23 protein-coding genes and 2 pseudogenes are annotated in these 21,911 nt (G+C 38.7%); 17 read left to right on the top strand and 8 right to left on the bottom strand.

Annotated elements, in window-relative coordinates:
- Positions 1 to 96 precede the first annotated feature (96 nt).
- The 4 genes from FTU06_RS05235 to dnaX all read left to right on the top strand — a co-directional run bounded on the left by FTU06_RS05235 (position 97) and on the right by dnaX (position 5,201).
- Complete coding sequence (locus tag FTU06_RS05235) at positions 97 to 951, top strand: MaoC/PaaZ C-terminal domain-containing protein (RefSeq protein WP_078188603.1); 855 nt, start codon at positions 97 to 99, stop codon at positions 949 to 951.
- Between the two features lie 75 nt (positions 952 to 1,026).
- Positions 1,027 to 2,313 (top strand): serine hydrolase, encoded by a 1,287-nt coding sequence (locus FTU06_RS05230; protein ID WP_180145366.1) that lies wholly within the window; start codon positions 1,027 to 1,029, stop codon positions 2,311 to 2,313.
- An 84-nt stretch (positions 2,314 to 2,397) separates the two neighbouring features.
- Entirely contained in the window at positions 2,398 to 2,847 is a 450-nt protein-coding gene (locus FTU06_RS05225) for a copper resistance protein NlpE N-terminal domain-containing protein (protein WP_180007896.1), read from the top strand.
- 134 nt (positions 2,848 to 2,981) lie between these two features.
- On the top strand, positions 2,982 to 5,201 hold the full coding sequence (gene dnaX, locus FTU06_RS05220; RefSeq protein ID WP_180145363.1) for a DNA polymerase III subunit gamma/tau: 2,220 nt from the start codon (positions 2,982 to 2,984) through the stop codon (positions 5,199 to 5,201).
- A 21-nt stretch (positions 5,202 to 5,222) separates the two neighbouring features.
- Here the strand turns inward: dnaX and FTU06_RS05215 are convergent, their stop codons facing one another.
- The gene (locus FTU06_RS05215) at positions 5,223 to 5,654 is read right to left on the bottom strand and encodes a thioesterase family protein (RefSeq protein WP_180007898.1); all 432 of its coding nucleotides are present in this window, start codon (positions 5,652 to 5,654) and stop codon (positions 5,223 to 5,225) included.
- A 36-nt stretch (positions 5,655 to 5,690) separates the two neighbouring features.
- Entirely contained in the window at positions 5,691 to 6,851 is a 1,161-nt protein-coding gene (locus tag FTU06_RS05210) for an iron-containing alcohol dehydrogenase (RefSeq protein WP_180109233.1), read from the bottom strand.
- Positions 6,852 to 6,969: 118 nt separating this feature from the next.
- On the opposite strand from FTU06_RS05210, the gene FTU06_RS05205 reads away from it, so the two are divergent.
- The 4 genes from FTU06_RS05205 to FTU06_RS05190 are packed head-to-tail and all read left to right on the top strand — an operon-like array spanning position 6,970 to position 10,734.
- Positions 6,970 to 7,485: a low molecular weight protein-tyrosine-phosphatase gene (locus FTU06_RS05205; protein WP_111884272.1), complete on the top strand. Its 516-nt coding sequence runs from the start codon at positions 6,970 to 6,972 to the stop codon at positions 7,483 to 7,485.
- Positions 7,486 to 7,494: 9 nt separating this feature from the next.
- Complete coding sequence (gene murB / locus FTU06_RS05200; protein ID WP_180022008.1) at positions 7,495 to 8,529, top strand: UDP-N-acetylmuramate dehydrogenase; 1,035 nt, start codon at positions 7,495 to 7,497, stop codon at positions 8,527 to 8,529.
- 22 nt (positions 8,530 to 8,551) lie between these two features.
- Complete coding sequence (locus FTU06_RS05195) at positions 8,552 to 9,691, top strand: YdcF family protein (RefSeq protein ID WP_180007902.1); 1,140 nt, start codon at positions 8,552 to 8,554, stop codon at positions 9,689 to 9,691.
- On the top strand, positions 9,691 to 10,734 hold the full coding sequence (locus FTU06_RS05190; protein ID WP_180007903.1) for an alpha/beta hydrolase: 1,044 nt from the start codon (positions 9,691 to 9,693) through the stop codon (positions 10,732 to 10,734). The genes FTU06_RS05195 and FTU06_RS05190 overlap by 1 nt, the downstream gene beginning before the upstream one ends.
- Before the next feature lie 450 nt (positions 10,735 to 11,184).
- On the opposite strand, the pseudogene FTU06_RS05185 reads toward FTU06_RS05190, so the two are convergent.
- From FTU06_RS05185 to FTU06_RS05170, 4 genes and pseudogenes are all read right to left on the bottom strand, one after another.
- Positions 11,185 to 12,648 (bottom strand): annotated as a pseudogene (locus tag FTU06_RS05185) (FMN-binding glutamate synthase family protein); the annotation flags it as partial.
- Between the two features lie 53 nt (positions 12,649 to 12,701).
- Positions 12,702 to 13,777, bottom strand: a protein-coding gene (locus FTU06_RS05180; RefSeq protein WP_087514472.1) for an IS3-like element ISAba20 family transposase whose coding sequence is annotated in 2 segments (ribosomal slippage) — positions 12,702 to 13,525 and positions 13,525 to 13,777 — 1,077 coding nt in all. Because the reading frame shifts where the segments join, the coding sequence is not laid out codon by codon here.
- A 70-nt stretch (positions 13,778 to 13,847) separates the two neighbouring features.
- Positions 13,848 to 14,045: pseudogene (locus tag FTU06_RS05175) on the bottom strand (SMI1/KNR4 family protein); the annotation flags it as partial.
- Between the two features lie 109 nt (positions 14,046 to 14,154).
- Positions 14,155 to 14,631, bottom strand: coding sequence for a hypothetical protein (locus tag FTU06_RS05170; RefSeq protein ID WP_218954046.1), 477 nt, complete (start codon positions 14,629 to 14,631; stop codon positions 14,155 to 14,157).
- Between the two features lie 675 nt (positions 14,632 to 15,306).
- Here FTU06_RS05170 and FTU06_RS05165 point away from each other — a divergent pair.
- From FTU06_RS05165 to FTU06_RS05150, 4 genes are all read left to right on the top strand, one after another.
- Positions 15,307 to 15,621 (top strand): hypothetical protein, encoded by a 315-nt coding sequence (locus FTU06_RS05165; protein ID WP_180090338.1) that lies wholly within the window; start codon positions 15,307 to 15,309, stop codon positions 15,619 to 15,621.
- Between the two features lie 570 nt (positions 15,622 to 16,191).
- Positions 16,192 to 17,145 carry a replication initiation protein RepM gene (gene repM, locus FTU06_RS05160; RefSeq protein ID WP_164543278.1) on the top strand — a complete coding sequence of 318 codons (954 nt, stop codon included), beginning with the start codon at positions 16,192 to 16,194 and terminating at the stop codon, positions 17,143 to 17,145.
- Positions 17,138 to 17,713: a plasmid replication DNA-binding protein gene (locus FTU06_RS05155; RefSeq protein WP_180145358.1), complete on the top strand. Its 576-nt coding sequence runs from the start codon at positions 17,138 to 17,140 to the stop codon at positions 17,711 to 17,713. The genes repM and FTU06_RS05155 overlap by 8 nt, the downstream gene beginning before the upstream one ends.
- A 12-nt stretch (positions 17,714 to 17,725) precedes the next feature.
- Complete coding sequence (locus FTU06_RS05150; RefSeq protein ID WP_180145355.1) at positions 17,726 to 17,869, top strand: hypothetical protein; 144 nt, start codon at positions 17,726 to 17,728, stop codon at positions 17,867 to 17,869.
- Positions 17,870 to 18,101: 232 nt separating this feature from the next.
- Here the strand turns inward: FTU06_RS05150 and FTU06_RS05145 are convergent, their stop codons facing one another.
- Positions 18,102 to 18,752 (bottom strand): hypothetical protein, encoded by a 651-nt coding sequence (locus tag FTU06_RS05145; RefSeq protein WP_180145351.1) that lies wholly within the window; start codon positions 18,750 to 18,752, stop codon positions 18,102 to 18,104.
- Between the two features lie 209 nt (positions 18,753 to 18,961).
- On the opposite strand from FTU06_RS05145, the gene FTU06_RS05140 reads away from it, so the two are divergent.
- The 3 genes from FTU06_RS05140 to FTU06_RS05130 all read left to right on the top strand — a co-directional run bounded on the left by FTU06_RS05140 (position 18,962) and on the right by FTU06_RS05130 (position 20,000).
- On the top strand, positions 18,962 to 19,207 hold the full coding sequence (locus tag FTU06_RS05140; protein WP_111885987.1) for a type II toxin-antitoxin system RelB/DinJ family antitoxin: 246 nt from the start codon (positions 18,962 to 18,964) through the stop codon (positions 19,205 to 19,207).
- Positions 19,197 to 19,490 (top strand): type II toxin-antitoxin system RelE/ParE family toxin, encoded by a 294-nt coding sequence (locus tag FTU06_RS05135; RefSeq protein WP_074947749.1) that lies wholly within the window; start codon positions 19,197 to 19,199, stop codon positions 19,488 to 19,490. The genes FTU06_RS05140 and FTU06_RS05135 overlap by 11 nt, the downstream gene beginning before the upstream one ends.
- Positions 19,491 to 19,574: 84 nt before the next feature.
- Positions 19,575 to 20,000: a hypothetical protein gene (locus FTU06_RS05130; protein ID WP_168379835.1), complete on the top strand. Its 426-nt coding sequence runs from the start codon at positions 19,575 to 19,577 to the stop codon at positions 19,998 to 20,000.
- Between the two features lie 561 nt (positions 20,001 to 20,561).
- Here FTU06_RS05130 and FTU06_RS05125 read toward each other — a convergent pair.
- Entirely contained in the window at positions 20,562 to 20,906 is a 345-nt protein-coding gene (locus FTU06_RS05125) for a hypothetical protein (protein WP_180145349.1), read from the bottom strand.
- A 209-nt stretch (positions 20,907 to 21,115) separates the two neighbouring features.
- Here FTU06_RS05125 and FTU06_RS05120 point away from each other — a divergent pair, with 209 nt between their 5' ends.
- Both FTU06_RS05120 and FTU06_RS05115 read left to right on the top strand, forming a co-directional pair.
- Positions 21,116 to 21,358, top strand: coding sequence for a tellurium resistance protein TerC (locus FTU06_RS05120; RefSeq protein WP_180145347.1), 243 nt, complete (start codon positions 21,116 to 21,118; stop codon positions 21,356 to 21,358).
- Positions 21,359 to 21,370: 12 nt separating this feature from the next.
- Positions 21,371 to 21,862: a hypothetical protein gene (locus tag FTU06_RS05115; RefSeq protein WP_180145344.1), complete on the top strand. Its 492-nt coding sequence runs from the start codon at positions 21,371 to 21,373 to the stop codon at positions 21,860 to 21,862.
- Positions 21,863 to 21,911: the final 49 nt, after the last annotated feature.

Here is a 21,911-nt window from a genome sequence, read left to right as displayed (position 1 = left end):
GGGGCTAGCCCTCATTCCAGCCTTCTCCTCGAGCCATATATGGCGCAAGAGAAGATGCTTTTAAAACATTGAAATAAAAACTTCCAAAGGTTTAGTATGAATACTCGCCATTTTAGTCAACTTCCAAAACCTTATTTAGCCTATCCAAAAGTGATTCAAGGCTTGATTTTTAAAAAGCCTAAAGCTGAAAAAGTGCTGCCGCAAGTTGAATATGTGGTGGATTCATTTAAGGTCGATCAAAAACATTTAAAAGCCTATAACGAAGTGTGTGGCTTTAAAAACAATGGTTATATCCCAGCGATTTATTTGGCTGTGCTTTCTCAAAGTTTGCAAATGCATATGATGACCACGGAAGCTTTTCCATTTGCGATCTTAGGTTTGGTACATATTCGTAACCAAGTGAAGCAATATCGCAAAGTTGGTGTAAATGAAACACTGTCATTGTCATGCAAATTTGGTGAATTACAGCCACATGATAAAGGCGTGCAATTTGACTTTATTACCACTGCAAAAGTGGGCGATGAAGTGGTTGTAGAATCATTAACCACGTATTTAGCACGTCAAAAAACCGAGAACAAAGCTGCGGCAAAATCTACCGAAACAAAGTCAGCTGAGTTGCAAGTTCAAGCTGAATGGAATGTTTCTGAAAATACCGGTCGCCGTTATGCGTTGACTTCTGGTGACTTTAACTTGATTCATATTCATGCTGTAACCGCTAAAGCGTTTGGTTTTAAACAAGCCATTGCACATGGTATGTGGAGTAAAGCCAAAGCTTTGTCGAGCTTAACTTTGCCAGATGCGTATGAAGCAGATGTATGGTTTAAACTGCCGATGTATCTCCCATCACAAGTTGAGTTCCTAACTGCGCAAACAGGTAAAGATACAGAGTTTGCCATTCGAAATAGTAAGAACAAAAAGCCGCATGTAGCGGGAAGTGTAAAGGCACTTTAAGACTTAAGCCTAAATCGATATCGGTTTAGGCTTTTTTGTTTTAATCTCAAGCGATCCATATTCAAAGGAATGATGATGCAGGCGCTCAAAGAATATCTATTTGCACAAAAGAATAATTATCAAGGTACAGTCGACGAGGCGTTTCAGGATTTGGCGGTGCAATTTAGCCGGATGCAGGATGCTCGAACCCACTTAGGCGGAGCTGCCTTAGTGGTGTATTTTAAAGGTCAAAAAGTTGTGGATATTTGGACCGGTAAAAAATCAGCCGAAGAAGCTTGGAAGTCCAATACCCCCTCGGTCTGTTATTCCACGGGTAAAGGCGTACTTGCAACGCTAGCACATATTTTAGTGAGCGAAGGCTTTCTTGATTACGATACTCCCGTTGCAACATATTGGCCGGAGTTTGCTCAAAATGGTAAGTCGGATATCACATTAAGGCACATACTGAGTCATCAAAGTGGTTTATACGATATCCGTAATATCATTGAAACAGCATCCGAAATGGCAGATTGGCCGCATATGCTCAACGTCATTGAACAAGCTAAACCACGTTTTGGGCCGACAACTGATGCGGCATATCAACCGTTAACCTTCGGCTGGCAAGTAGGTGGTGTACTTGAAAAGGCCACAGGTCGACCGCTTACTGAACTGATGCAACACTATTTGGTTGAGCCTTTAGCATTGGATCATGCTTTTTTTGGCGTACCAGAGCATCAACTTGGTAAGGTTGCACGCTTGATTCCGAAAAAGAAAAAAGAAGAACGCACTATAGATGCTTCTGTTCAAGAAAATACCCAAGCGCAGACAACGAAAAAAAAGACCGAGACACGAAAACCGTCAATCTTTGATCAGCTCCTGCAAATTTCAGGACAAAATTTGCAAGACTTTCAAGATGGTATGATTCCAAAAGGAATGCGCAAGTTTTCATTTTTTAGTGATGAGGGTTTGCAAGCCATTATTCCTGCGGCAACAGGCGTATTTAGTGCTAATAGTTTAGCGAAAATCTATGCAATGCTAGCCAATCATGGCCAGTGGCGAGGACAGACCTTAATCACACCACAAGTTTTTGAATCTTTAAGTAAAATTCAATATAAAAAACGTGATCGTATTATGCCTTTACCGATGAATTGGCGTTTGGGATATCATCGAATTTTAACTTTAGGTAAATCTAGTGAAGGTTTTGGACATATTGGTTTTAATGGTTCTGGGGCCTGGTGTGATCCGCAGCGTGATTTAAGTTTTGCTTATACACATAACTTTGCGACGGGTTCAATTACCGGCGATTATCGCTTATGGGGCTTAACTCAAGAAACGCTACGCTGTGCAGACAAAGCACTTAAAGGACGCAAGGGCTGGCTTTAAGATACTTCGGGATAGAACAGAAATTGGGGAAATGTGAAAAATATGCTATTTTCCCTCGCTGTTTTAGACTGCTGTGATATCCCTATGAAAAAAGTTGTTTTGATTCCCTTAGTCGCAACGTCGGCAATGTTGGGTTGTCAGGATTCAACTCCAACGAAAGCAAAAGAGATAGAAGCGATTACTGCCGAAAAACAGCAAGCTGCATGGGTGGGTGATTTTAAAGGTACAACGCCGTGTATGGGCTGTCTTTCTCGTTGTGAAGATTGTCCCGGTATGGCTGTGGCTCTTGAGCTACATGAAGACCAAACCTATACACTTACTCGTGAAAGTCTAAGTGGTCATAACGAAGTAGAAGTGCTAAAAGGTGTAATTCGTTTTAAAGATGAATCAAAGCAGCAGCTAGAACTTATGAATGTGCAAACGCGTAATCTTTTGTATGTTGATTTGGATCAGCAATTACTTGAAATTCGGGAAGACCAGACGGCGAAACGCTATCAAATGCAGAGTGATTTCCTTTTAAATAAAGCAGTTTAAGCATTCGTAATTTATATTAAATTTGCCTGATCATTGTGATAGCTCAAGATCGGATTTTTATTGTCCAAACTCTGCCATTTATTTCACTATTAGACAAAAAAACAGTATGCTTACACCTGTAAAAAGGAGCATACATGTATCAAGTACTTGCACGAAAATACCGTCCACGAAATTTTATTGAACTCGTGGGACAAAACCATGTGTCACGCGCACTTACCAGTGCCTTAGAACGTGGTCGGTTACATCATGCGTATTTATTTACAGGTACTCGAGGTGTGGGTAAAACCACTATTGCCCGTATTTTGGCAAAATGTCTGAACTGTGAAACAGGTGTAACCTCAACGCCGTGTGAAGTCTGCCCAACGTGTAAAGCAGTAAATGAAGGTCGTTTTATTGATTTAATTGAAATCGATGCGGCATCACGGACCAAAGTTGAAGATACGCGAGAACTACTCGATAACGTTCCTTATGCACCAACCCAAGGTCGCTTCAAGGTTTATCTGATCGATGAAGTGCATATGCTCTCTACGCATTCATTTAATGCGTTATTAAAGACTCTAGAAGAACCGCCAGAGCATGTGAAGTTCTTATTTGCTACTACAGATCCACAAAAATTACCGATTACTGTAATTTCACGTTGTCTGCAATTTACTTTGCGTCCTTTAGCGGTGGATGAAATCACATCGCATTTGACAGATATCTTACAAAAAGAACAAATTCAAGCGGAGCAAGATGCGATTTGGCAAATTGCTGAATCGGCTCAAGGTTCACTGCGTGATGCATTGTCACTAACTGATCAGGCGATTGCCTATGGTCAGGGTTCAATTCAGCACCAAGATGTTAAAGACATGTTGGGCCTAATTGACCGTACGATCATTTATGATTTGATTTTAGCCATTCATCAAAATCAGCGTGAACGCGTGAGTGCTTTACTCATGCAATTCCGTCAACAAGCGTTGGATGTTTCGCTGGTATTAGATCAGTTGATTTCAACGTTACATGAACTGGCATTATTACAATACTTGCCAGACTTAGCGTTGAAATATAGCGCTGAGATCAATCAAAAAATTATGCAATTGTCGCAGTTGATTTCAGCTCAAGATTTGCAGTTGTATTATCAAGTCGCATGCAAAGGTCGGGCAGACTTGCAGTTGGCAGTCACGCAAGAGCAAGGTTTTGAGATGTGTGTGCTGCGTCTATTAGCATTCCGACCATTACAGCCAAACGAAATGTTGGTCTCTGCCGTACAGCAAGAGTCAGCCGCACAGCCACAGCTTGCTCAAAATCAGGCCGAAACAGTTCAGCCGACTCAAACACAGTCTTTGCAGCAACCCAATACCGTTGTTGAGTCTGCTGCGCAGGTTGCCACTGTTGAGCAGCCTGAAGCTGTACCCGCTGTAGACACATCGCCAGCTTTCGATGATTTTGATGATTCACATTATGATGACGATGATGGCTATGTTTCTGCACCTGCAGCCGACGAACCTTCATCTGATGATTTTTTAGATGATCCTGAAGAAGACGCAATAAGCCAAACTTCTACAGCATCTACAGCAAATGGCACTCTAGATACGCAAGAGGTTGCACCGGTTGAGTCTGTATCGACACAGCAAAATGACACGCTTGTTATGGATGCCGTGGCAGAAGATACATTATTCGATTTAGATCCGACGCCGAGCACTGAAACTACAGAAGTTGATGTAAGCGCTATAAATTTTGAAGATATTGCACCTTTAGAATCAACAGCTTTAGAGCCAACAAGTACACAGCCTGAAACGGCTCAGCCACATTTGACAGATGTAGTTGAACCAAAGCATGTGGTGAATGAATCAGTTTCGGGGGCTCAAGACCACAATGGTTTTGATCTAGCATCACCACAAGTTACGCAAAGTTCCGTTTCTTCGGATGCTGTTCAAACGGGCTTATCTTCTACCTTGATGCCACAAGATATTTTGACTTTACAGCCTCAAACCCTTGAAGGTGAGTGGACGGTCGAAAAGTGGGAGTATTGGTTCCGAAATAGTCAACTTTCACCTGCGGTACAAGAGTTGGCGCAGCATGGCATTATGCGCGGTACGATTGACGGTGAATCGACTTTCCATATTCCAAAGCGATACGAAGCTTTAGTGACTCAATTACAGCATGTATTGGAACAAGCCATTCATGCACAATGGTCAAAATGTCGTTTCCATATCAGCTTTGAAGATGTCGAAGAAACCACACCGTATGCTTTACAGCATGTCCGCAAAGAAAAAGCGTTTGCACGTGCAAATGAGTTATTACATGCAGAGCCTGTTGTGAAAGACTTACTCAAAAGCTTTGATGGTGAGTTGCAAAATATCCAGCTCAAATAAGTTTTAAGCTGGATATAAAAATTAAAGTAAAAACTGAGTTAAAGCATATCGCATATCATCGGGTATCGAGGTGCTTTTTCGTGTTTGGCGGTCGACAAACACATGTACGAAATGTCCTTGGGCAGCAGCCTCATTTTGTCCTTGTTTAAAAATGGCTAAGTCATAACGCAGTGAAGAATTGCCAATTTTTTCAATCGAAACCCCAACTTCAATGATTTCAGGATAGGACAGTTCTTGTAAAAAGCTGCAGGCTGAATCGACCACTAAACCAATGATCGGGGTATTTCGCAAATCAAAACCGGCATGTTGAATCAAGAGCGCATTTGCAGCGGTATCAAAATAGCTGTAATAGGTGACATTATTGACATGACCATACATATCGTTGTCTGCCCAACGCGTTTGGATTGGAAATAAAAATCGATAGTTTTGGCGGCGTTTAGTTTCAGGTTTCATCGTTGGTATTTTCTTTATTTCAAAAATGAGTGAACTTTAGGCATAAATTGATTGGTAAATCTGGCGTGCATCTTCAAACTGCAGTTCTCGCGGATTATTTTGTAATAGTCGTGTTTGTAATAATGCGTCTTCTGCTAAACGATTGAGCATATTTTCAGGCACATTCAGTTGGCTGAGTTTTAGCACCAAACCGCTCTGATCTAAATGATTTTGCATATGATCAATAAATAAATCACATAAACCATCGGTACAGCCCGTACTGTATGGATCTAGCCAACTCATGAGTTCTGCATAATGCTGCTTGGCCTGAGGTGCATTAAACTTTAACACCTCGGCTAGAACCAGTGCATTGGTATGACCATGCGATAGATGAAAGTGTCCACCGAGTGGATAGGCGAGTGCATGCACCGCTGCAACAGGTGCATTAGCAAAGGCCTGACCTGCAAGCATTGAACCGACTAGCATGTGCTGACGCGCTTCGAGGTTATGTCCATCTTGTAAAACCAGTGCTAAGTTTTTATTTAATAAACGCAAAGCTTGTTTGGCGAGCATATCCGCATACGGATTTTTTTTAATTTTTGACGTATAGGCTTCAATGGCATGCACCATGGCATCGATACCGGTTGCTGCGGTAATGTGTGCGGGAAGATTTAATGTAAAGTTCGCATCGAGGATACAGACATCGGCATACAGTACAGGGGAGACGATACCTGTTTTGGTGGTTTCACCTGTAGTGACGATAGAGATTGGTGTGACTTCAGAGCCGGTCCCTGCCGTTGTCGGAATCAAAATGAGTGGCAAGCGTGGTCGTTTTGCATTAGCTACACCATATAAATCACTGATCTGCTGTGTTTGCTTAGGATGAGCCAAAATCGCAATAATTTTAGCCACATCCATTGAACTGCCACCGCCAAAACCAATAATCAAATCTACTTTTTCATTCTTGGCAAATTGAACTGCATCCAAAACTATATGTTCTGCAGGGTCAGCTTGAATACTGGAATAAATTACATAGTCTTGATGGATACTTTCTAAAATATCCAAAATGGGTAAATGTAATTGTTGTTGCAACATACCGGGGTCGGTCACAAGCATGACACGTTTGGCTTGAAAGTCGCCTAGGACCTCTCTCAGTTGGGAAATAGAGCCTAAGCCTGAAATAATATTGCTGACGGTTTGAAACTGAAATTGACTCATTGGCTTATCCCTAATTTTTTATATCCAAATAAACATTATTCTTGAGTGTTGATATAGGATTCATCCTGTAAATAACTTAACATAAGACGCTTGAAATAAAAGTAGTCTTGAGGTTGTTATGTCATCCAGCACGCCATATAAGGTGTTGTGTGTTTGCTTAGGAAATATTTGCCGTTCACCTACGGCTGAAGTGGTTCTCAGACATTTTTGTGATGAAGCGCAACTCAATATTCACGTCGACTCTGCGGGTACGAGCAATTATCATCCGGGCAAAGCGCCTGATCTTCGTAGCCAACAGCATGCAAAATTACGAGGCTATAACTTATCTGCATTACGCGCACGTCAGTTAACGGTTCATGATTTTATTGAATTTGATTTGATTTTGGCCATGGACTACGAAAATTTAGACAATATTCAAAACCTCATGCAAAAGGCGCAGCAACAATTCGGTCAACTACGTGCACAAGTGTCTTTGATGAGTCAACATGATCACCAATATCCGCAACAAGAAGTACCAGATCCGTACTATGGTGGTGATGCAGGGTTTGAACATGTATTAGATCAATGCGAATCTAGCAGTCAGGCTTGGGTCAATTATTTAAAAACTCAGTTACAAGCACAGCAAAAAAATTAAGGTTTAAGAATGCAAATTCAAACACAGGTTCAGCTTAAGCCATTTAATACATTAAGCCTCGATGCTGTAGCATCTCATTATGTACGTGTTCAATCGGTAGAAGATATCCAAGCAGCGCTCGACTTTGCCAAAGCTGAGCAATTAAATGTATTGGTACTTTCAGGAGGCAGTAATATGCTGTTGCCTGAGCAAATACATGCTTTGGTGATGCACATGGATATTCAAGGTATTGAATATGTACAAGACGATGCCGCAACTCAAACTTTAAAAGTGGGTGCAGGGCAAGTGTGGCATGACTTTGTACTTTGGACGACGACACACCAGTTTTATGGCTTACAAAATTTGGCACTGATACCTGGTTTAGTCGGTGCTTCACCTGTGCAAAATATTGGAGCTTATGGTGTTGAGGCGGGTGAATTTATTGAATCTGTGCAGGTCTATGACCGAGTAACAGAACAGCAAAGTAGTATTAGCGCTGCCGATTGTCATTTTTCATATCGCCATAGTATTTTTAAAGATGAGCCAGAGCGTTTTATTATTACGCATGTGACTTTTAAACTTTTAAAACATGCCGATTTAAAATTAAATTATGGTGATTTAAAGCAGGCGGTAGGCGAAGACTTAAGTGCAGAAAACCTACAACAACAAGTCATTCATATCCGTCAAACCAAACTTCCAGATCCGAAAGAATTTCCAAATGTCGGAAGTTTCTTTAAAAATCCTGTGATTAGCCAGCAAGCCTTTGACCAAATTGCGCTGCAATTTCCAAATTTACCCCATTACCCACAACCGAATAATGCGGTAAAACTGGCAGCGGGCTGGTTGATTGACCAAGCGGGTTGGAAAGGGAAATCTGTGGGTTCAGTGGGAATGTTTCATAAGCAAGCTTTGGTATTGGTCAATTACCAAGACGCCACGCTGCAAGATGTGCGTACAACTTACAAAGCTGTACAACATGATGTTTTTGAAAAATTTAATATTGAACTACATCCAGAGCCTGTATTATTTGATACAAATGGCTTGATTCGATCTCACGCAGATTAATAAAAACATAGGTTTTAGATTTATGCATAAAACACATTGGATGGTTCGCTTAGTACAAATTGCCGCAGTGCTATTTGTACTTTTGGGCTGTCTGATGATTTTTATCTATACGCCGTTTTATTCTAAATTAATTGTTAAAAGTTTAAATTATTTCGTTCCTGTAGAAGTCAATCAGCTCGCAGCGCAAAGTCAAAAACTCGGTGCTTTGAGTGATGATGATAACTATGAGCCGGGTTCAGATTTATGGATTGCACGCCAAGCGTATTTACAACTCATGGAGCAAACCATACAGTCCGATGAGCCTCAAGACTTGACCCTTATACAAGCGCGTTATAAGGCTTTACAGCAGCTCATTGAAGAAGAACATGAAAAAGAAATAAGTGATAATCAAAAGGACATACCGAAAGTTCCTTTGCTGAATCCTTCTGCATCCGAGGCGGCATCCTCTGAAGCAATGGCGGAAAATCCTGCTCAAAAAATGAAAGAGCTGCTCGAACTCAATAGTGCGGAAAATAAAGGACTCATGACGCAATATACAGAGTTCTTAAAAACTCATGAAATTGAACAAGCTGCTTCAGAAGCGGAACCGATCGATGATGAAACCTATCTTGATCTAGCCAAAATGAAAGATAAAACCCTGAAGAAACCAACCGCAGATCCGTATGCGATCGTGGTGTTAGGTGGTGGCTTAACTTTAGATAAAAATGATAAAGATATCGTGGTGAATGACTACACACGACTTCGACTGGAAAAAACACTCGATGTCGAACGCACACATAAGCTACCGATTGTACTGAGTGGTGTGGAAGCACCGTATATGCAAGCTTGGTTAAAGCAATATGATGTCGATGCGAAATTGCTTGAAAACCGGAGTATGAATACTTGCGAAAATTCACGCTTTAGTTCGTTACTTTTACAGAAAAAAGGCGGCGCACCGACGGTTATTTTAATCACCGACCAATATCATATGCCTCGAACACGGCGTTTATTTGCATTAAATGGTATTGAAACCATTCCTGTTGTTGCACCTATGCCAACGACATTAACCACATGGCGACCAAGTGAAAAAAATTATGACCATAGTCGTCGTGCCAATTATGAATTATTAGCCACCTTACGTGACGTTTGGTTTGGCTCAAGTGACTGTCGGGAGGTCCCATAATGTCAGATATCCCATTTCTTAATCCTTCAATCCTTAAACAATTAGATCTTCCTATTCCAAGTCGAGAATTAACCCCACAAGTATTAGAACCTCTAAATTTAAATCGACCTTTTGAGCCTAGTGTTGAAATACAGTCTTATAGACGACTTTATGGTTTAGATGCCTTGAACTGTGAACATTGGCAAGGCTATGTAGAAATGCCTTTGTTCAAATTACATGTACAAGTATTTCAACCGAAACTGAAAACTGAAACGGATGTCATTAAAGGCACTGTATTTTTATTGCATGGTTATTTAGAGCATAGTGGAATATATCAGCCGATTATTCGTGAGCTCTTAGATCAAGGTTTTAGTGTTTTGACCTATGATTTACCGGGGCATGGTCTAAGTAATGGATCGCCAGCCAGTATTCAAAACTTTGATCATTACCAACAAGTTTTGGAAGCGGTATATCGTTATGTGAAACATGCAGCTCAATTACCGACACCGTGGTTAGGGATTGGGCAGAGTACGGGTGGGGCGATTTGGCTGCATCATCTGTTAGATTTTGCTGAACATCGCAAAAACCCTTATGTCGAACGAGTTTTATTATTATCTCCGCTGATTCGCCCTGCAAAAACGGCATGGTGGCATAACTCGGTTGGATTAGGCATTATTCGTCGTATTAAACGTGAAGTGCCACGTCATTTTAGACGGAATAATCATAACCCTGAGTTTTTGCGTTTTGTACGTTTAAAAGATCCTCTACAACCTCGAATGATGGGGATGGACTGGATTTTGGCCATGTCAAAATGGATGCAGGAAATGGAAGAGCGACCTGCATGTCGTATTCCAGTGTGGTTAGCTCAAGGCGCACAGGATCAGACGGTGGATTGGCGTTATAACATTGAGTTTATACGTCGTAAATTCCGTTTACAGACGCTTCTCATGCTTGAAGAAGGTTCACATCAGCTGATTAATGAACGTGCCGATATTCGTGCTGCATTAACAGGTTTGATCCCTGCATTCTTGCATGCTCAATCGAATAGTAAGTCTTATTACTAACTGATGTTACGCACTAACATCAGGAGCGTAATTTGATTCAAATAAAAGTACGATACGCGGGAAGGTCATCCGCAAGTATTTGAGACTGGACTACTCCTAATCAAAAATGTTTTTGCAATACTTTGAATAATTTGACGCTAGTGAACGAGTTTTGTTGGTGAGGTGCATTGCACCGCAAGATGGTTTCCTTGCGAAGCACGCTTCTCATTTTACCAAATGAGAAACAACGTTTCGTAAGAGTACCTCCAGCCGAAGGCTAATCCCGTTATTTAAGCCCTAGATGTAAGACTCCGTCGAATAGGCTTAAAAATTATTTTAAAAATGCGTAATTACTTTTACGCGCGTAACATCAGTTACTAATTGACGATTGAGCACAGCCTACCTTAATCGGTGTGATGGATCTAGACGAAAAAAAGAGGCGTAGTCGCCTCTTTTTTTATGGGGTAGGAATCAGAACTTTTCTAGATGTGCCATATTCCACATACGGAAATAGAAGTTTTCTTCATCTTTATTTTCACAGCTGAGTAACTCCCCATCTTTTAACCAAAAATGTAGCTGTGCATAGTTTTTAATTTCACGGTTGTTAATACGCTGTGCTAGATGGTGTGCACGGATATCCGACGGGTGTTGTAAACCCGCAGAGGCAATAAGTTCAGATAAACCATGCAAGGTATTTTTGTGGAAATTAAAAACACGCTCTGCTTTAGTTGGGACATGAATGGCTTTTTGACGGTCTTTGTCCTGCGTTGCAACGCCAACAGGACATTGGTTGGTGTGACAGCTTTGAGCCTGAATACACCCGACTGCAAACATAAAGCCACGAGCCGAATTGACCCAATCTGCGCCAATTGCCATGGTACTGGCAATATCAAAAGCACTAATAATTTTACCACTGGCACCCACTTTAATTTTTGAACGTAAACCTGCACCAATCAGGGTGTTATTGACAAAGAGTAGGCCTTCCCGCAGTGGCGTACCCATATTATCGATCAATTCAATTGGCGCTGCGCCAGTCCCACCTTCAGAACCATCAACCACGATAAAATCGGGTGTAATCCCTGTATGTAACATGGCTTTTACGATACTCATAAATTGCCATGGTTGCCCGATACACAGTTTAAAGCCTACAGGTTTACCTTCGGAAAGCTCGCGCAATTGCTGAATAAATTGCATCATTTCAATAGGGGTGCTAAAGGCAGGATGGCTAGATGGAGAGATACAGTCATGTTCACGGCTGACACCACGGATTTGAGCAATCTCTTCGGAAATTTTGTCTTTAGGTAAAATGCCACCATGGCCTGGTTTTGCACCTTGAGATAATTTGATCTCAATCATTTTGACTTGAGGGTGCTTGGCTTGTTCAGCAAAACGTACAGGGTCGAATTGACCATCAATCGTACGGCAGCCAAAGTAACCACTACCGAGTTCCCAAACAATGTCGCCACCATTTTCCAAGTGATACGGACTAATACTGCCTTCACCGGTGTCATGGTAGAAATTACCCATTTTTGCACCTAAATTTAAGGCACGAATGGCATTGGCACTTAAGCTACCAAAGCTCATCGCAGAGATGTTTAATATCGATGCGCTATACGGTTGCTTACATTGCTCATTGCCGATATTGATGCGGAAAGTTTCAGGAATGGCAGGAATACAAGGTGACAAAGAGTGATTAATAAAGCGATAATCATTTTGGTAAACATCAACAATTGAACCAAATGGTTTATCTGCATTTTGATTTTTTGCACGTTGATAGACCAAGCTGCGTTGCATACGAGAAAAGGGCAATGCATCTTGATCAGATTCAATAAAATATTGGCGAATTTCAGGTCGAAATTCTTCAAATAGAAAACGAAAGTGCCCCATGATAGGGTAATTTTTTAAGATCGAATGTTTATTTTGTATGACGTCATATGGTAATACCCCCATTTTTAATTGAATTAATGGGTAGAAAATCTAAAGCCTTGTTATTGTTTAAAAATAGGTGGACAACCATTTACTGACATATGAGGTCGTTCATGATTATAAAAGTACTGCCAGTCAGTTGTATAGTCCTGCACCTCGCTCAGATCTCGAAATAAATATTGATTTAGACACTCATAACGTACTGTACGATTAAATCGCTCAACATATGCATTTTGCTGTGGATTGCCTGGTTGAGTAAATACATGCTCAATACCATGCTGATCACACCACTTTTCCATCAGCTCACTTATATACTCTGGGCCGTTGTCGGTTCTAATGCGTTTAGGTTTGCCTCGCCATTCAATGAGCTGATCAAGTCCTCTCAGTACACGTTCTGCTGGCAATGAAAAGTCAATCAATATATCCAATGACTCGCGATTATAGTCATCAATCACGTTGTGAACTCGATAACTACGTCCATCACTGAGTTGATCATGCATAAAGTCCATTGACCATGATTCATTCTTAGCTGTCGGTACTGCAAGGGTTTCTGGCTGTTCTCGTTTAATCCGCTTATTAGGCTTGATTCTTAAATTAAGCTCAAGCTCCTTATAAATGCGATAGACACGTTTGTGGTTCCATTTGTATTTTTTAACATTACGCAAATACAGGAAACAAAGCTTGAAGCCCCATGTTTTATGATCATTGGTTAATTGAATCAACCATTCGGCAATCTGTTGATTCTCTTCATCTAAACGAGCTTTATAGCGATAACACGTTTGACTGACTTTAAAAATTAAGCAGGCCATGCTGATTGAAATCTTAAATTGCTCAGTAGCTTGCTGAGCAAGTGACTTTCGCTGAACAGGCCTTAAAACTTTTTTAAAAGTGCATCTTGCAAGATGTCTGACTTTAGCCGCTCATCAGCATACATGCGTTTTAAACGGGCATTTTCAGCCTCAAGTTCTTTAAGCCGCGTCATCATTGAAAGATCCATGCCGCCATATTTGGACTTCCACTTGTAGAATGTAGCAGAGCTCATACCATGTTCGCGGCACAAGTTCGGTATGGGTGTTCCTGCTTCAGCTTGCTTCAAGATACTCATGATCAAGCTGTCTGAATACTTAGATGTTTTCATAGAAAATCTCCTTAAATCAAGGTTATTCGATTTTCTACTTTTAAACTCAATTATTTTTAGGGAGGATTACCGCACCATTAGATACTGTATAAAAATCCTCTAATACTTTTGGTAAAAGTACTTGGGGTATTTGTGGGTAAATTTTGCTTTTTGGATTTAATGAACACTGTAAAGGAAAGGGACATTCCATACCTCTATGAATAGCTTTCTTAGGCTCAATCTCCCATTCATTATGTATTTTTTCTATAATTTCATGAACACTATTCATTTATTAAACTCTTAAAAATCCTTAACTTTTACTAAAATTAACATAATACGAGTTATACAAACCGTGAGCCATTTTCCTACGCTTTTTGCTTCGTGTAACAGCCCTTATGTTAAGTATTTGCAGATATTAAGTCATTGTTTCTACAAATGAATACTGCTTGAGAGCAGTCATCTAAGCTATCCATTAAAATTTCATTCATTCTTTTTTTATGAAAACTAAGAGTGGCATTACTTCCAAATTCACTTTCTAAATCAGATGATAAAATTATAGTGCACTCATCATCCCTTAGCTGATTCCATAAGTTTTGAACTAATTGAACTAATGCGAATCCGATGTTGATTATTTCATTCATTTCATACTGTTGATTATCCACGTAATCCTCGATATGAATCTTATTACTGGAGGCTTCAAACCCTGTTAGATCTCCGTAAACATCAGCTATGGCTTCGTAATTCACCTGCTCTAACCTATCTTTGTAAAAATTAAAGACAATAGCATCCGAATCCTCATAAAAGCCTTCTAGTATCATAAGTTCTAAAATTGAGGGAAGCTGGACATCATATCTGGATAGAAAGAATGCATCCATTTGGGAACTTTGAAGTATCACTTTTACACCTGGAATATTTTTACTGTTATTGAAATTAGATTTTTAGTATTTCTAAAATTAACATAATACACGTTATACGAAAGGCCCTATTTACGGGCCTTTTAATCATCTGATTAACATAAAATCTCTTATACGAAGTGCGGCTGGCTAACGCCACTATACAAGGCATCAGACCATACACTTTTTTTAGAAACCGCTGCTGCTGAGGATCTGAAGTGTTCTATGGCCCAGGAAAGAGATTGCGACACATAAGCTGTCATTGAACAGACCAGGGGGGACGGCTGGCTAACGCCACTATATAAGGCTCAAACCTATACACCTTTTTTTTAAATTACACCTTTTTTGATGATCTTTTGGCGTATCAATTTTGGCTATGCCAGAAACTCCGTAGGACAAGATTCCACGTTGAGCTTGAAAAGCGAATAAGGGGAGTAATGGTGGGCCGATCATGCTTGCATGTTGGTCAACATTACACATCTTGCCTGTTTCACCCTAACTATGTTTCGCACTTAATCGCATATAATCGCACATAAAAAAGATGAAAAGCTTATAAAATCCTATAATCGCACTTAAAAGCACATAGTTGCATATAAAAGCTCTTGATCGCATATAATTGCACTTAATCGCATAAAAAACAGAAATGAGGAGATCTGAATGGTTACTCGACATGGCGCAAAAAAATTTATCACAGCGGCTTTGCCTGAAATAGAAAAACGGTTAAAAGCGGGATTCACCGTTAAAGAAATACATGCCGATTTACCCGATCTCGCCAACCATATTTCTTACAGTGCGGTATTAAGAAATTTGCAGAAAATGGGCATTAGCGAAAAAACGCCGCACCAGGGGAAAATACATAACATTGAAGCTCCAAAAAATGAAACTCATAAAGAAAAAGATCAACAAAAGTTGATGAATCAAACCCCTTCTTTTTCTTATGATCCGCATACAGCAGGAAAAGATTTTATTTAAAAAACCATATGCTCTTTAAAACGCCTTTAAATGCGATGACAGCTCGATTAATAAAGAAAGATACAGAACGAGTGTCTACGAGTGAAATCGCTGAAATTCGCGCTTAGACTCTCTGAAAAACAGCTTTTTAGGCTGTGAAGCCTAAATAAGCGTAAATCACATGCAGAAAATTGAGCCTAGATCGAGCGTAGCGAGTAAAAAAGCTTTATGAGCGAAGCGAATTCATCGTGCTTTTGCTTTTTATTGAAGTCACAACGAGATCAACCAAAAATTGCCCCGACGAATCGAGCGAAAGCGAGATTCAATAGAGTTTGAGCGTAGCGAAAACCAAGGGCAATTTTTCCTTACCTGGGCTTTTAATTATTTTTAAAGTTTTTAAATGCTTTTAGACATGCTGAAAGCCTTTATTTACAACACTTTCAAAGGATATATGTCCACGTTTACCTTGCAATATGTCCACGTTTACCTTGCAATATGTCCACGTTTACCTTGCAATATGACTACGTTTACCTTGCATAAGTCCACAAATAATATTAACGTGTACTTATACACAATAAAAAATTAGTGGCTATGAGAGATTTAGTTGTAAAAGATAATGCCTTAATAAATGCTAGCTATAACTTAGATTTAGTAGAACAACGTTTAATACTATTAGCCATTGTTGAAGCACGTGAAAGTGGTAGAGGTATTAATGCGAATGATCCATTAGAAGTTCATGCTGATAGTTATATCAATCAATTTGGCGTACACCGCAATACAGCCTATCAAGCTCTAAAAGATGCTTGTAAAGATCTTTTTGCACGTCAGTTTAGTTATCAAGAAAAAAAGGCTAATGGGAATATCAGAAATGTTATGAGTCGCTGGGTTTCTCAGATTGCTTATAACGACAATGAAGCGACTGTAGACCTAATATTTGCTCCAGCTGTCGTTCCATTCATCACCAGGTTAGAAGAGCAATTTACGAAATATGAACTACAACAAGTCAGTAGCCTTAGTAGTGCTTATGCTATTCGTTTATATGAGCTTCTAATTCAATGGCGAAGTGCTGGTAAAACACCAATTATCGAGCTACAAGAGTTCAGAAAAAAATTAGGTGTTCTTGATAATGAATATTTACGGATGGCTCACTTAAAAGAACGTGTGCTAGAACTTTCAATTAAGCAGATAAATGAACATACAGATATTTGTGTAAAGTATGAGCAGCATAAACGGGGTCGCTCAATATCTGGTTTTTCGTTTAACTTTAAACAGAAAAAAAAGGACTCTCCACCTCTAGTAGATAGAGATCCTAATACTTTAGATTTCTTTACAAAGATGACTGATGCACAACGCCATATGTTTGCCAATAAACTTTCTGAACTTCCTGAAATGGGTCGTTATTCCCAGGGAACTGAAAGCTATCCGCAATTTGCTATTCGTATTGCTGAGATGCTGCAAGACCCTGACCGAATAAAAGAACTATACCCATACCTAAAAAAAGTGGGATATATGCCATCAAATAAAAAGGACACCGTAAATGGCTAAGTTATCACTAAGTGAAGTATCTAAAAAATTTCATGTGGATAGATCAACCATTTACAGAGCTGTACGTAATGGACGTTTATCACGCTCCAATGATGGACAATTCGATCTAGCAGAGGTCATTCGATGCTTTGGAGAACCTGAGCAAACACCTCAAAAAATTGAATCATCTAAGCAAGAAGGTGATGAATCTACAAAAAAACTTATTGCCCATTTAGAAAATGAAGTCAAAAAATACCAAGAACGTGAAGAACGGTTAATGCAACAAATTGACCGTATGCAAACACTCATTGAACTAAAAAGTGTTGCACCTGCCACAGCAGCACCACAACAAGATGCTACGGCATGCGACACCGACATGCCACAGCATGCGACAACACAACAAGACAATGATAATAAAAAGAATAATGAATTAAATGTTGCAGAAAATGTGGCAGTGCCACAGCAAGAAACTACGGCATACCACACCCAAACGCTACAGCATGCCACGTTGCAAAATGTGGCAGTGCCACAACACAAAAAACGTGGCTTATTTGGCCGTGTACTGAATGCTGTTTTTGATAATGACTAAGGGAGAAAGATCATGCCGAAACTGAAAGACATTGCCCTAGGCATTATTGTGGCCCCGCTGTTGATCCCGATCATGCTGATCGCATCGTACCAAGATAAAAAGGAGATGAAAAAAGAGCTGGATGAACGCCAAAAAGGAAAAGACCAGGCATCCTGATTATTCAATTGGGCTAATTAAAAGTGTGAAACATTGATTAAATAGTAGGCGTGGAACGTGAAAAATGCATAAAAAAGCCCGATCTGGAGGATACGGGCCAATCAAAATGATATATACCATTGATTAATAAAGACAATTATAAAGCATTTCGTATAAGGTGTATTATGTTAATTTTAGAAAACCTGATTAATCATAAGATTAGAAATATAAGAGGGTATCAAAAAATATTTAGCTATAAATTTTTTTCAAAGCTATTAGAATAAAATTCAGATCCATATTTCACAATTACCTCAGCGACCAAGACAGGTTCATTCTCACTGAAATAATAAAGTCTTCTATCCCCATATTCGCATATTTCAAGTTTTATGAACAAATTAGAATCTTTGAAATAGATCATTTTCTCCTTCTTTTCTCCTTCCAATACAGCAGAAGCGATAAGCCAAACACCTGAAACTAAAAGAAAAATATAAGAGTCAAAGGAGATAGCTCCAACAACACACATAATAAATACTACAATGGTTACACCATTCATTTCTTTAGCTGTCTCAACAAAATGAACGGGATAGCTTAAAATTACACTTAAATCATCTAATTCTTGTATCGCATCATTCGTTTTATACTTATAAATACCTTTTAAAATTCCAAATACGCTAGTTGAATCTAAAAATAAGTCCTTTAGTACCAACTCTGTAACAATTTTAGCCTTGAGCTTTTTTTTAAGAACATCACATTCATTTCTAAAAAACTCAGACTTATTACGACATTTTTCAACAATAGGATCTAATTGTTTTAGCTTCTTAACATATGACATCCAAATAATGTAATAAATGAAAAAGAATAATAGTCCGATACAAACAATAATTGAGTCAGTTGTTGGATTCATAATTGAATTTAGTAGAATAATATCATCTAAATTATACACTTATATTTAAGATAAAAATTAATTGAAATATCAAATACCAACTAAAAGTGAGTTGAAAATTTAAAAATCACTTTAATAACCCCATTTAACATAATGGCGATTATACGAACTAGCCATGTAATGCAACTTGCATTACAATATTCCTATGCATTCAATAAATGGGAAAAATAATGGCTACTGTTAACTTCAGGGTCGATGAAGCCCTTAAAGAAAAATCTTATTCAGTTCTAAGAGAACAAGGTATTGCACCTACTGAGTTTTTTACAAATGTCCTTGAATACATTGCAGCGACTGGGAAACTCCCTGTACAAAAAGCCTTACTCTCAGAAGAGGATACCGAGCTATTAGCGATTGTTCGTAAACGTATTAATGATCCTAAAGAAATGTTTGAGGAAATTACTTTAGATGACTTATAAGCTTTTACGTCATAAGGACTTCACAGCTGAATGGGAAAAGCTTCCTAGTGCTATTAGAGATCAATTTAAGAAAAAACTTGCCAAGGTCATAGAGCAGCCGCATATTCCAAAGAATATGCTTAGAGGTGATCTTGCAGGTTGCTACAAAATTAAATTATTAAAGGCTGGAGTCCGACTAGTTTATCAAGTTAAAGATGATCAGGTAGTTATCTTGCTCATTACGGTTGGGAAACGAGCTGACAGCATAGTTTATGACGAAGCGAAAAAGCGCATTAAAGACTAAAAATGGGAGCTTAGAGCTCCCATTTTTGACTTCGCATAACGTGTATTATGTTAATTTTAGATAAACTTTAAAGAACAAAAAAATATGTGTGAATGCCAATCTGTAGATAATTTTTTTGTATGTCCTACTAGTTTTTCAGATGTTTTCAGTCATAACTACAATATGAAGTATAAGTTTCCTCACTACTTCATTGAAGATCCTCCATGTGAGGAAGCTAAACCAGAATTTGATTATGGTGAGTTTTATTATGTTTGTACCGAGTGTCAGCAAGCTTGGTATTTTGAATGTTATCCAGAAACACCAACAGGCCCAATTTTTGGAATTAAAATTCCAGATATGAGCCAAGTATTAAGCCAAAACCGAATAAACAGTATTAAACAATTCTTAGTTGTTTTAGCTCATGAAGGCTTTTCAGAAAATAAGTGTATTCATAACGGATGTATGGACTATTCACTTAATGGAATTAAGGTATGTCTAAATCATTTTGGCTATAAATTTAGTCCTTATTAAAAGATTCATTTAACATAATAGAGGTTATACGAAATGCTTTTTAAAATATCATTGTTTTTCATATAGTTAAAAATTTTCCATCCTCCTGAAAAACCATAAAAAACCGACTTGGAAACAAGTCGGTTTCTTTTTAAGCAAAACTGTAACTTTTAGCCAATAAAATTGATCAAAAAACATTCGTTTTTGCATTTTTTCCTGATTTCTCAAGGGTCACAGTTCAGAAATAATCCCCAATTTCTGCGGACAACTCTTGGGATAAAATAGGCCAACTTTGTAAGCTAAAACTTACGCAGATTTAAGGTTTTTGCGGATTGGTAATCAAAGGCATTAGCCCTATGATGAATACATAAGGGAACTGGATGTTTCCAGAAAACAAGAATAAGAAAATAGCGCAAGGAATGGGCAGCACGAGATCAGTAAGATTAGCAACCCGATATGAAAAAGCCCGACAGGATGTCGGGCTTTTTTATGTCTTGAATCTGGATTTCGTATAAGAGATTTTATGTTAATCAGATGATTAAAAGGCCCGTAAATAGGGCCTTTCGTATAACGGGTATTATGTTAATCACAATTTAAACCGACCTGTTTTAACGCACTGCCCATAGCAGATATATAGCTTTTATCTTGACTTAATTCTTTTTGAAATGCGTAATCAGTTTTATAGTGCTGTATGTTTTCCTCTGCAACTTTAATTTTTGCTTTATGTAGTTGTAATACTTCACAAGATTTCATATTCATTAGGTAGGTTTGCCCTTGCCTATGAAAGTTTTGTGATTCATCTAAAGCTTGAATAATTTCACTGTTGAAGAAACTCATGGCTTTCTTAAATTCTTCTTTGGTTAATGAATTGGCATAAACGTTAGAAGTTAATAATATAAGTAGAAGTAGAAGTAGAAGGTTTTTCATTGAATACCCGATTTTTTATTTATTTCATCTACTTAATTTTAGCATTTGTTTTATCTTAGTAATTAAAATCGTAATTTAATAATTATTCCTATTTAACATAATGGCGGTTATACGAAATTCTCTTTTAATCCTAAAAACAAACACATAAATAATGTGTTAACACATTATTTGTGTGTTATATTGCTAATAATAAGGGTAGGAGTCACTGTATGACTTACATAGAGCTTCAAATTACATTGCTAGAAATGGGCTTATCAATTAAAGATCTTGCAACGCTACTTGGTATGAATCCCAATTCCATTACTAATTATAAAAGTACTGGCATTATTCCCCTGAACTTAGCAATTACAGTGACTCTGATAGCTCATTTAAAGAAAGCAGACCTGTCTCCGGAAGAAATCATCAATGAAGTCAAAAGAAGACATGCAAACAACCCCATTGAGAATAATTAAAGGTAATAAATTATGCGCACAGATCTACTTTTAGAATTAGCTGATTTTTTAGAAAAACTTGATCCCAATAGATTTGATATTCGTACTTGGAGAAGACCGTCTAAGGACTCAGTTGGCTTCGTGAGTGATGAACAACTTCTCACTGACTGTAAGACAGTTGCTTGTGCTATTGGATGGGCGGTGACTTTGCCAAAGTGGGAGTATGCAGGATTCTATATGGACACCTTAGCAATCACACAAGAGCATCTGAATAACCCATTAAGTACGCCATACACTATGGCTATTGTGAAATGGCAAGGTGACTCAGATATCGATTCTTATGATGCTTTACAAGCAGGATTAGATCTTCCAATAGGTATGGCTGAGGTCCTTTTTGACTTCAATAATTATGCTGATGAAGAGTTTACAAGTGCTCAAACGGTGGCTGAAAGAATACGTGAGTTTTGCAGTACGCCATCAGAAGAACTTATGGATTTAGTGGTTTCCTATACTGATACTGAGTAATTCCTACAGGCATAAAAATTAAAAAAACAAATGATAGGCTTGATTATAT

Source organism: Acinetobacter sp. YH12052, from assembly GCF_013419835.1.
GTDB lineage: Bacteria > Pseudomonadota > Gammaproteobacteria > Pseudomonadales > Moraxellaceae > Acinetobacter > Acinetobacter amyesii.
Note: the sequence above shows the minus strand (reverse complement) of the source record. Positions and strands in the feature narration are given on the sequence as shown.

Excerpts from the sequence above, each read along its gene's own strand:
- FTU06_RS05235 (WP_078188603.1), top strand. The coding sequence starts at position 97 with ATGAATACTCGCCATTTTAGTCAACTTCCAAAACCTTATTTAGCCTAT.
- FTU06_RS05230 (WP_180145366.1), top strand. The coding sequence starts at position 1,027 with ATGCAGGCGCTCAAAGAATATCTATTTGCACAAAAGAATAATTATCAA.
- FTU06_RS05225 (WP_180007896.1), top strand. The coding sequence starts at position 2,398 with ATGAAAAAAGTTGTTTTGATTCCCTTAGTCGCAACGTCGGCAATGTTG.
- dnaX (WP_180145363.1), top strand. The coding sequence starts at position 2,982 with ATGTATCAAGTACTTGCACGAAAATACCGTCCACGAAATTTTATTGAA.
- FTU06_RS05215 (WP_180007898.1), bottom strand. The coding sequence starts at position 5,654 with ATGAAACCTGAAACTAAACGCCGCCAAAACTATCGATTTTTATTTCCA.
- FTU06_RS05210 (WP_180109233.1), bottom strand. The coding sequence starts at position 6,851 with ATGAGTCAATTTCAGTTTCAAACCGTCAGCAATATTATTTCAGGCTTA.
- FTU06_RS05205 (WP_111884272.1), top strand. The coding sequence starts at position 6,970 with ATGTCATCCAGCACGCCATATAAGGTGTTGTGTGTTTGCTTAGGAAAT.
- murB (WP_180022008.1), top strand. The coding sequence starts at position 7,495 with ATGCAAATTCAAACACAGGTTCAGCTTAAGCCATTTAATACATTAAGC.
- FTU06_RS05195 (WP_180007902.1), top strand. The coding sequence starts at position 8,552 with ATGCATAAAACACATTGGATGGTTCGCTTAGTACAAATTGCCGCAGTG.
- FTU06_RS05190 (WP_180007903.1), top strand. The coding sequence starts at position 9,691 with ATGTCAGATATCCCATTTCTTAATCCTTCAATCCTTAAACAATTAGAT.
- FTU06_RS05170 (WP_218954046.1), bottom strand. The coding sequence starts at position 14,631 with ATGGATGCATTCTTTCTATCCAGATATGATGTCCAGCTTCCCTCAATT.
- FTU06_RS05165 (WP_180090338.1), top strand. The coding sequence starts at position 15,307 with ATGGTTACTCGACATGGCGCAAAAAAATTTATCACAGCGGCTTTGCCT.
- repM (WP_164543278.1), top strand. The coding sequence starts at position 16,192 with ATGAGAGATTTAGTTGTAAAAGATAATGCCTTAATAAATGCTAGCTAT.
- FTU06_RS05155 (WP_180145358.1), top strand. The coding sequence starts at position 17,138 with ATGGCTAAGTTATCACTAAGTGAAGTATCTAAAAAATTTCATGTGGAT.
- FTU06_RS05150 (WP_180145355.1), top strand. The coding sequence starts at position 17,726 with ATGCCGAAACTGAAAGACATTGCCCTAGGCATTATTGTGGCCCCGCTG.
- FTU06_RS05145 (WP_180145351.1), bottom strand. The coding sequence starts at position 18,752 with ATGAATCCAACAACTGACTCAATTATTGTTTGTATCGGACTATTATTC.
- FTU06_RS05140 (WP_111885987.1), top strand. The coding sequence starts at position 18,962 with ATGGCTACTGTTAACTTCAGGGTCGATGAAGCCCTTAAAGAAAAATCT.
- FTU06_RS05135 (WP_074947749.1), top strand. The coding sequence starts at position 19,197 with ATGACTTATAAGCTTTTACGTCATAAGGACTTCACAGCTGAATGGGAA.
- FTU06_RS05130 (WP_168379835.1), top strand. The coding sequence starts at position 19,575 with ATGTGTGAATGCCAATCTGTAGATAATTTTTTTGTATGTCCTACTAGT.
- FTU06_RS05125 (WP_180145349.1), bottom strand. The coding sequence starts at position 20,906 with ATGAAAAACCTTCTACTTCTACTTCTACTTATATTATTAACTTCTAAC.
- FTU06_RS05120 (WP_180145347.1), top strand. The coding sequence starts at position 21,116 with ATGACTTACATAGAGCTTCAAATTACATTGCTAGAAATGGGCTTATCA.
- FTU06_RS05115 (WP_180145344.1), top strand. The coding sequence starts at position 21,371 with ATGCGCACAGATCTACTTTTAGAATTAGCTGATTTTTTAGAAAAACTT.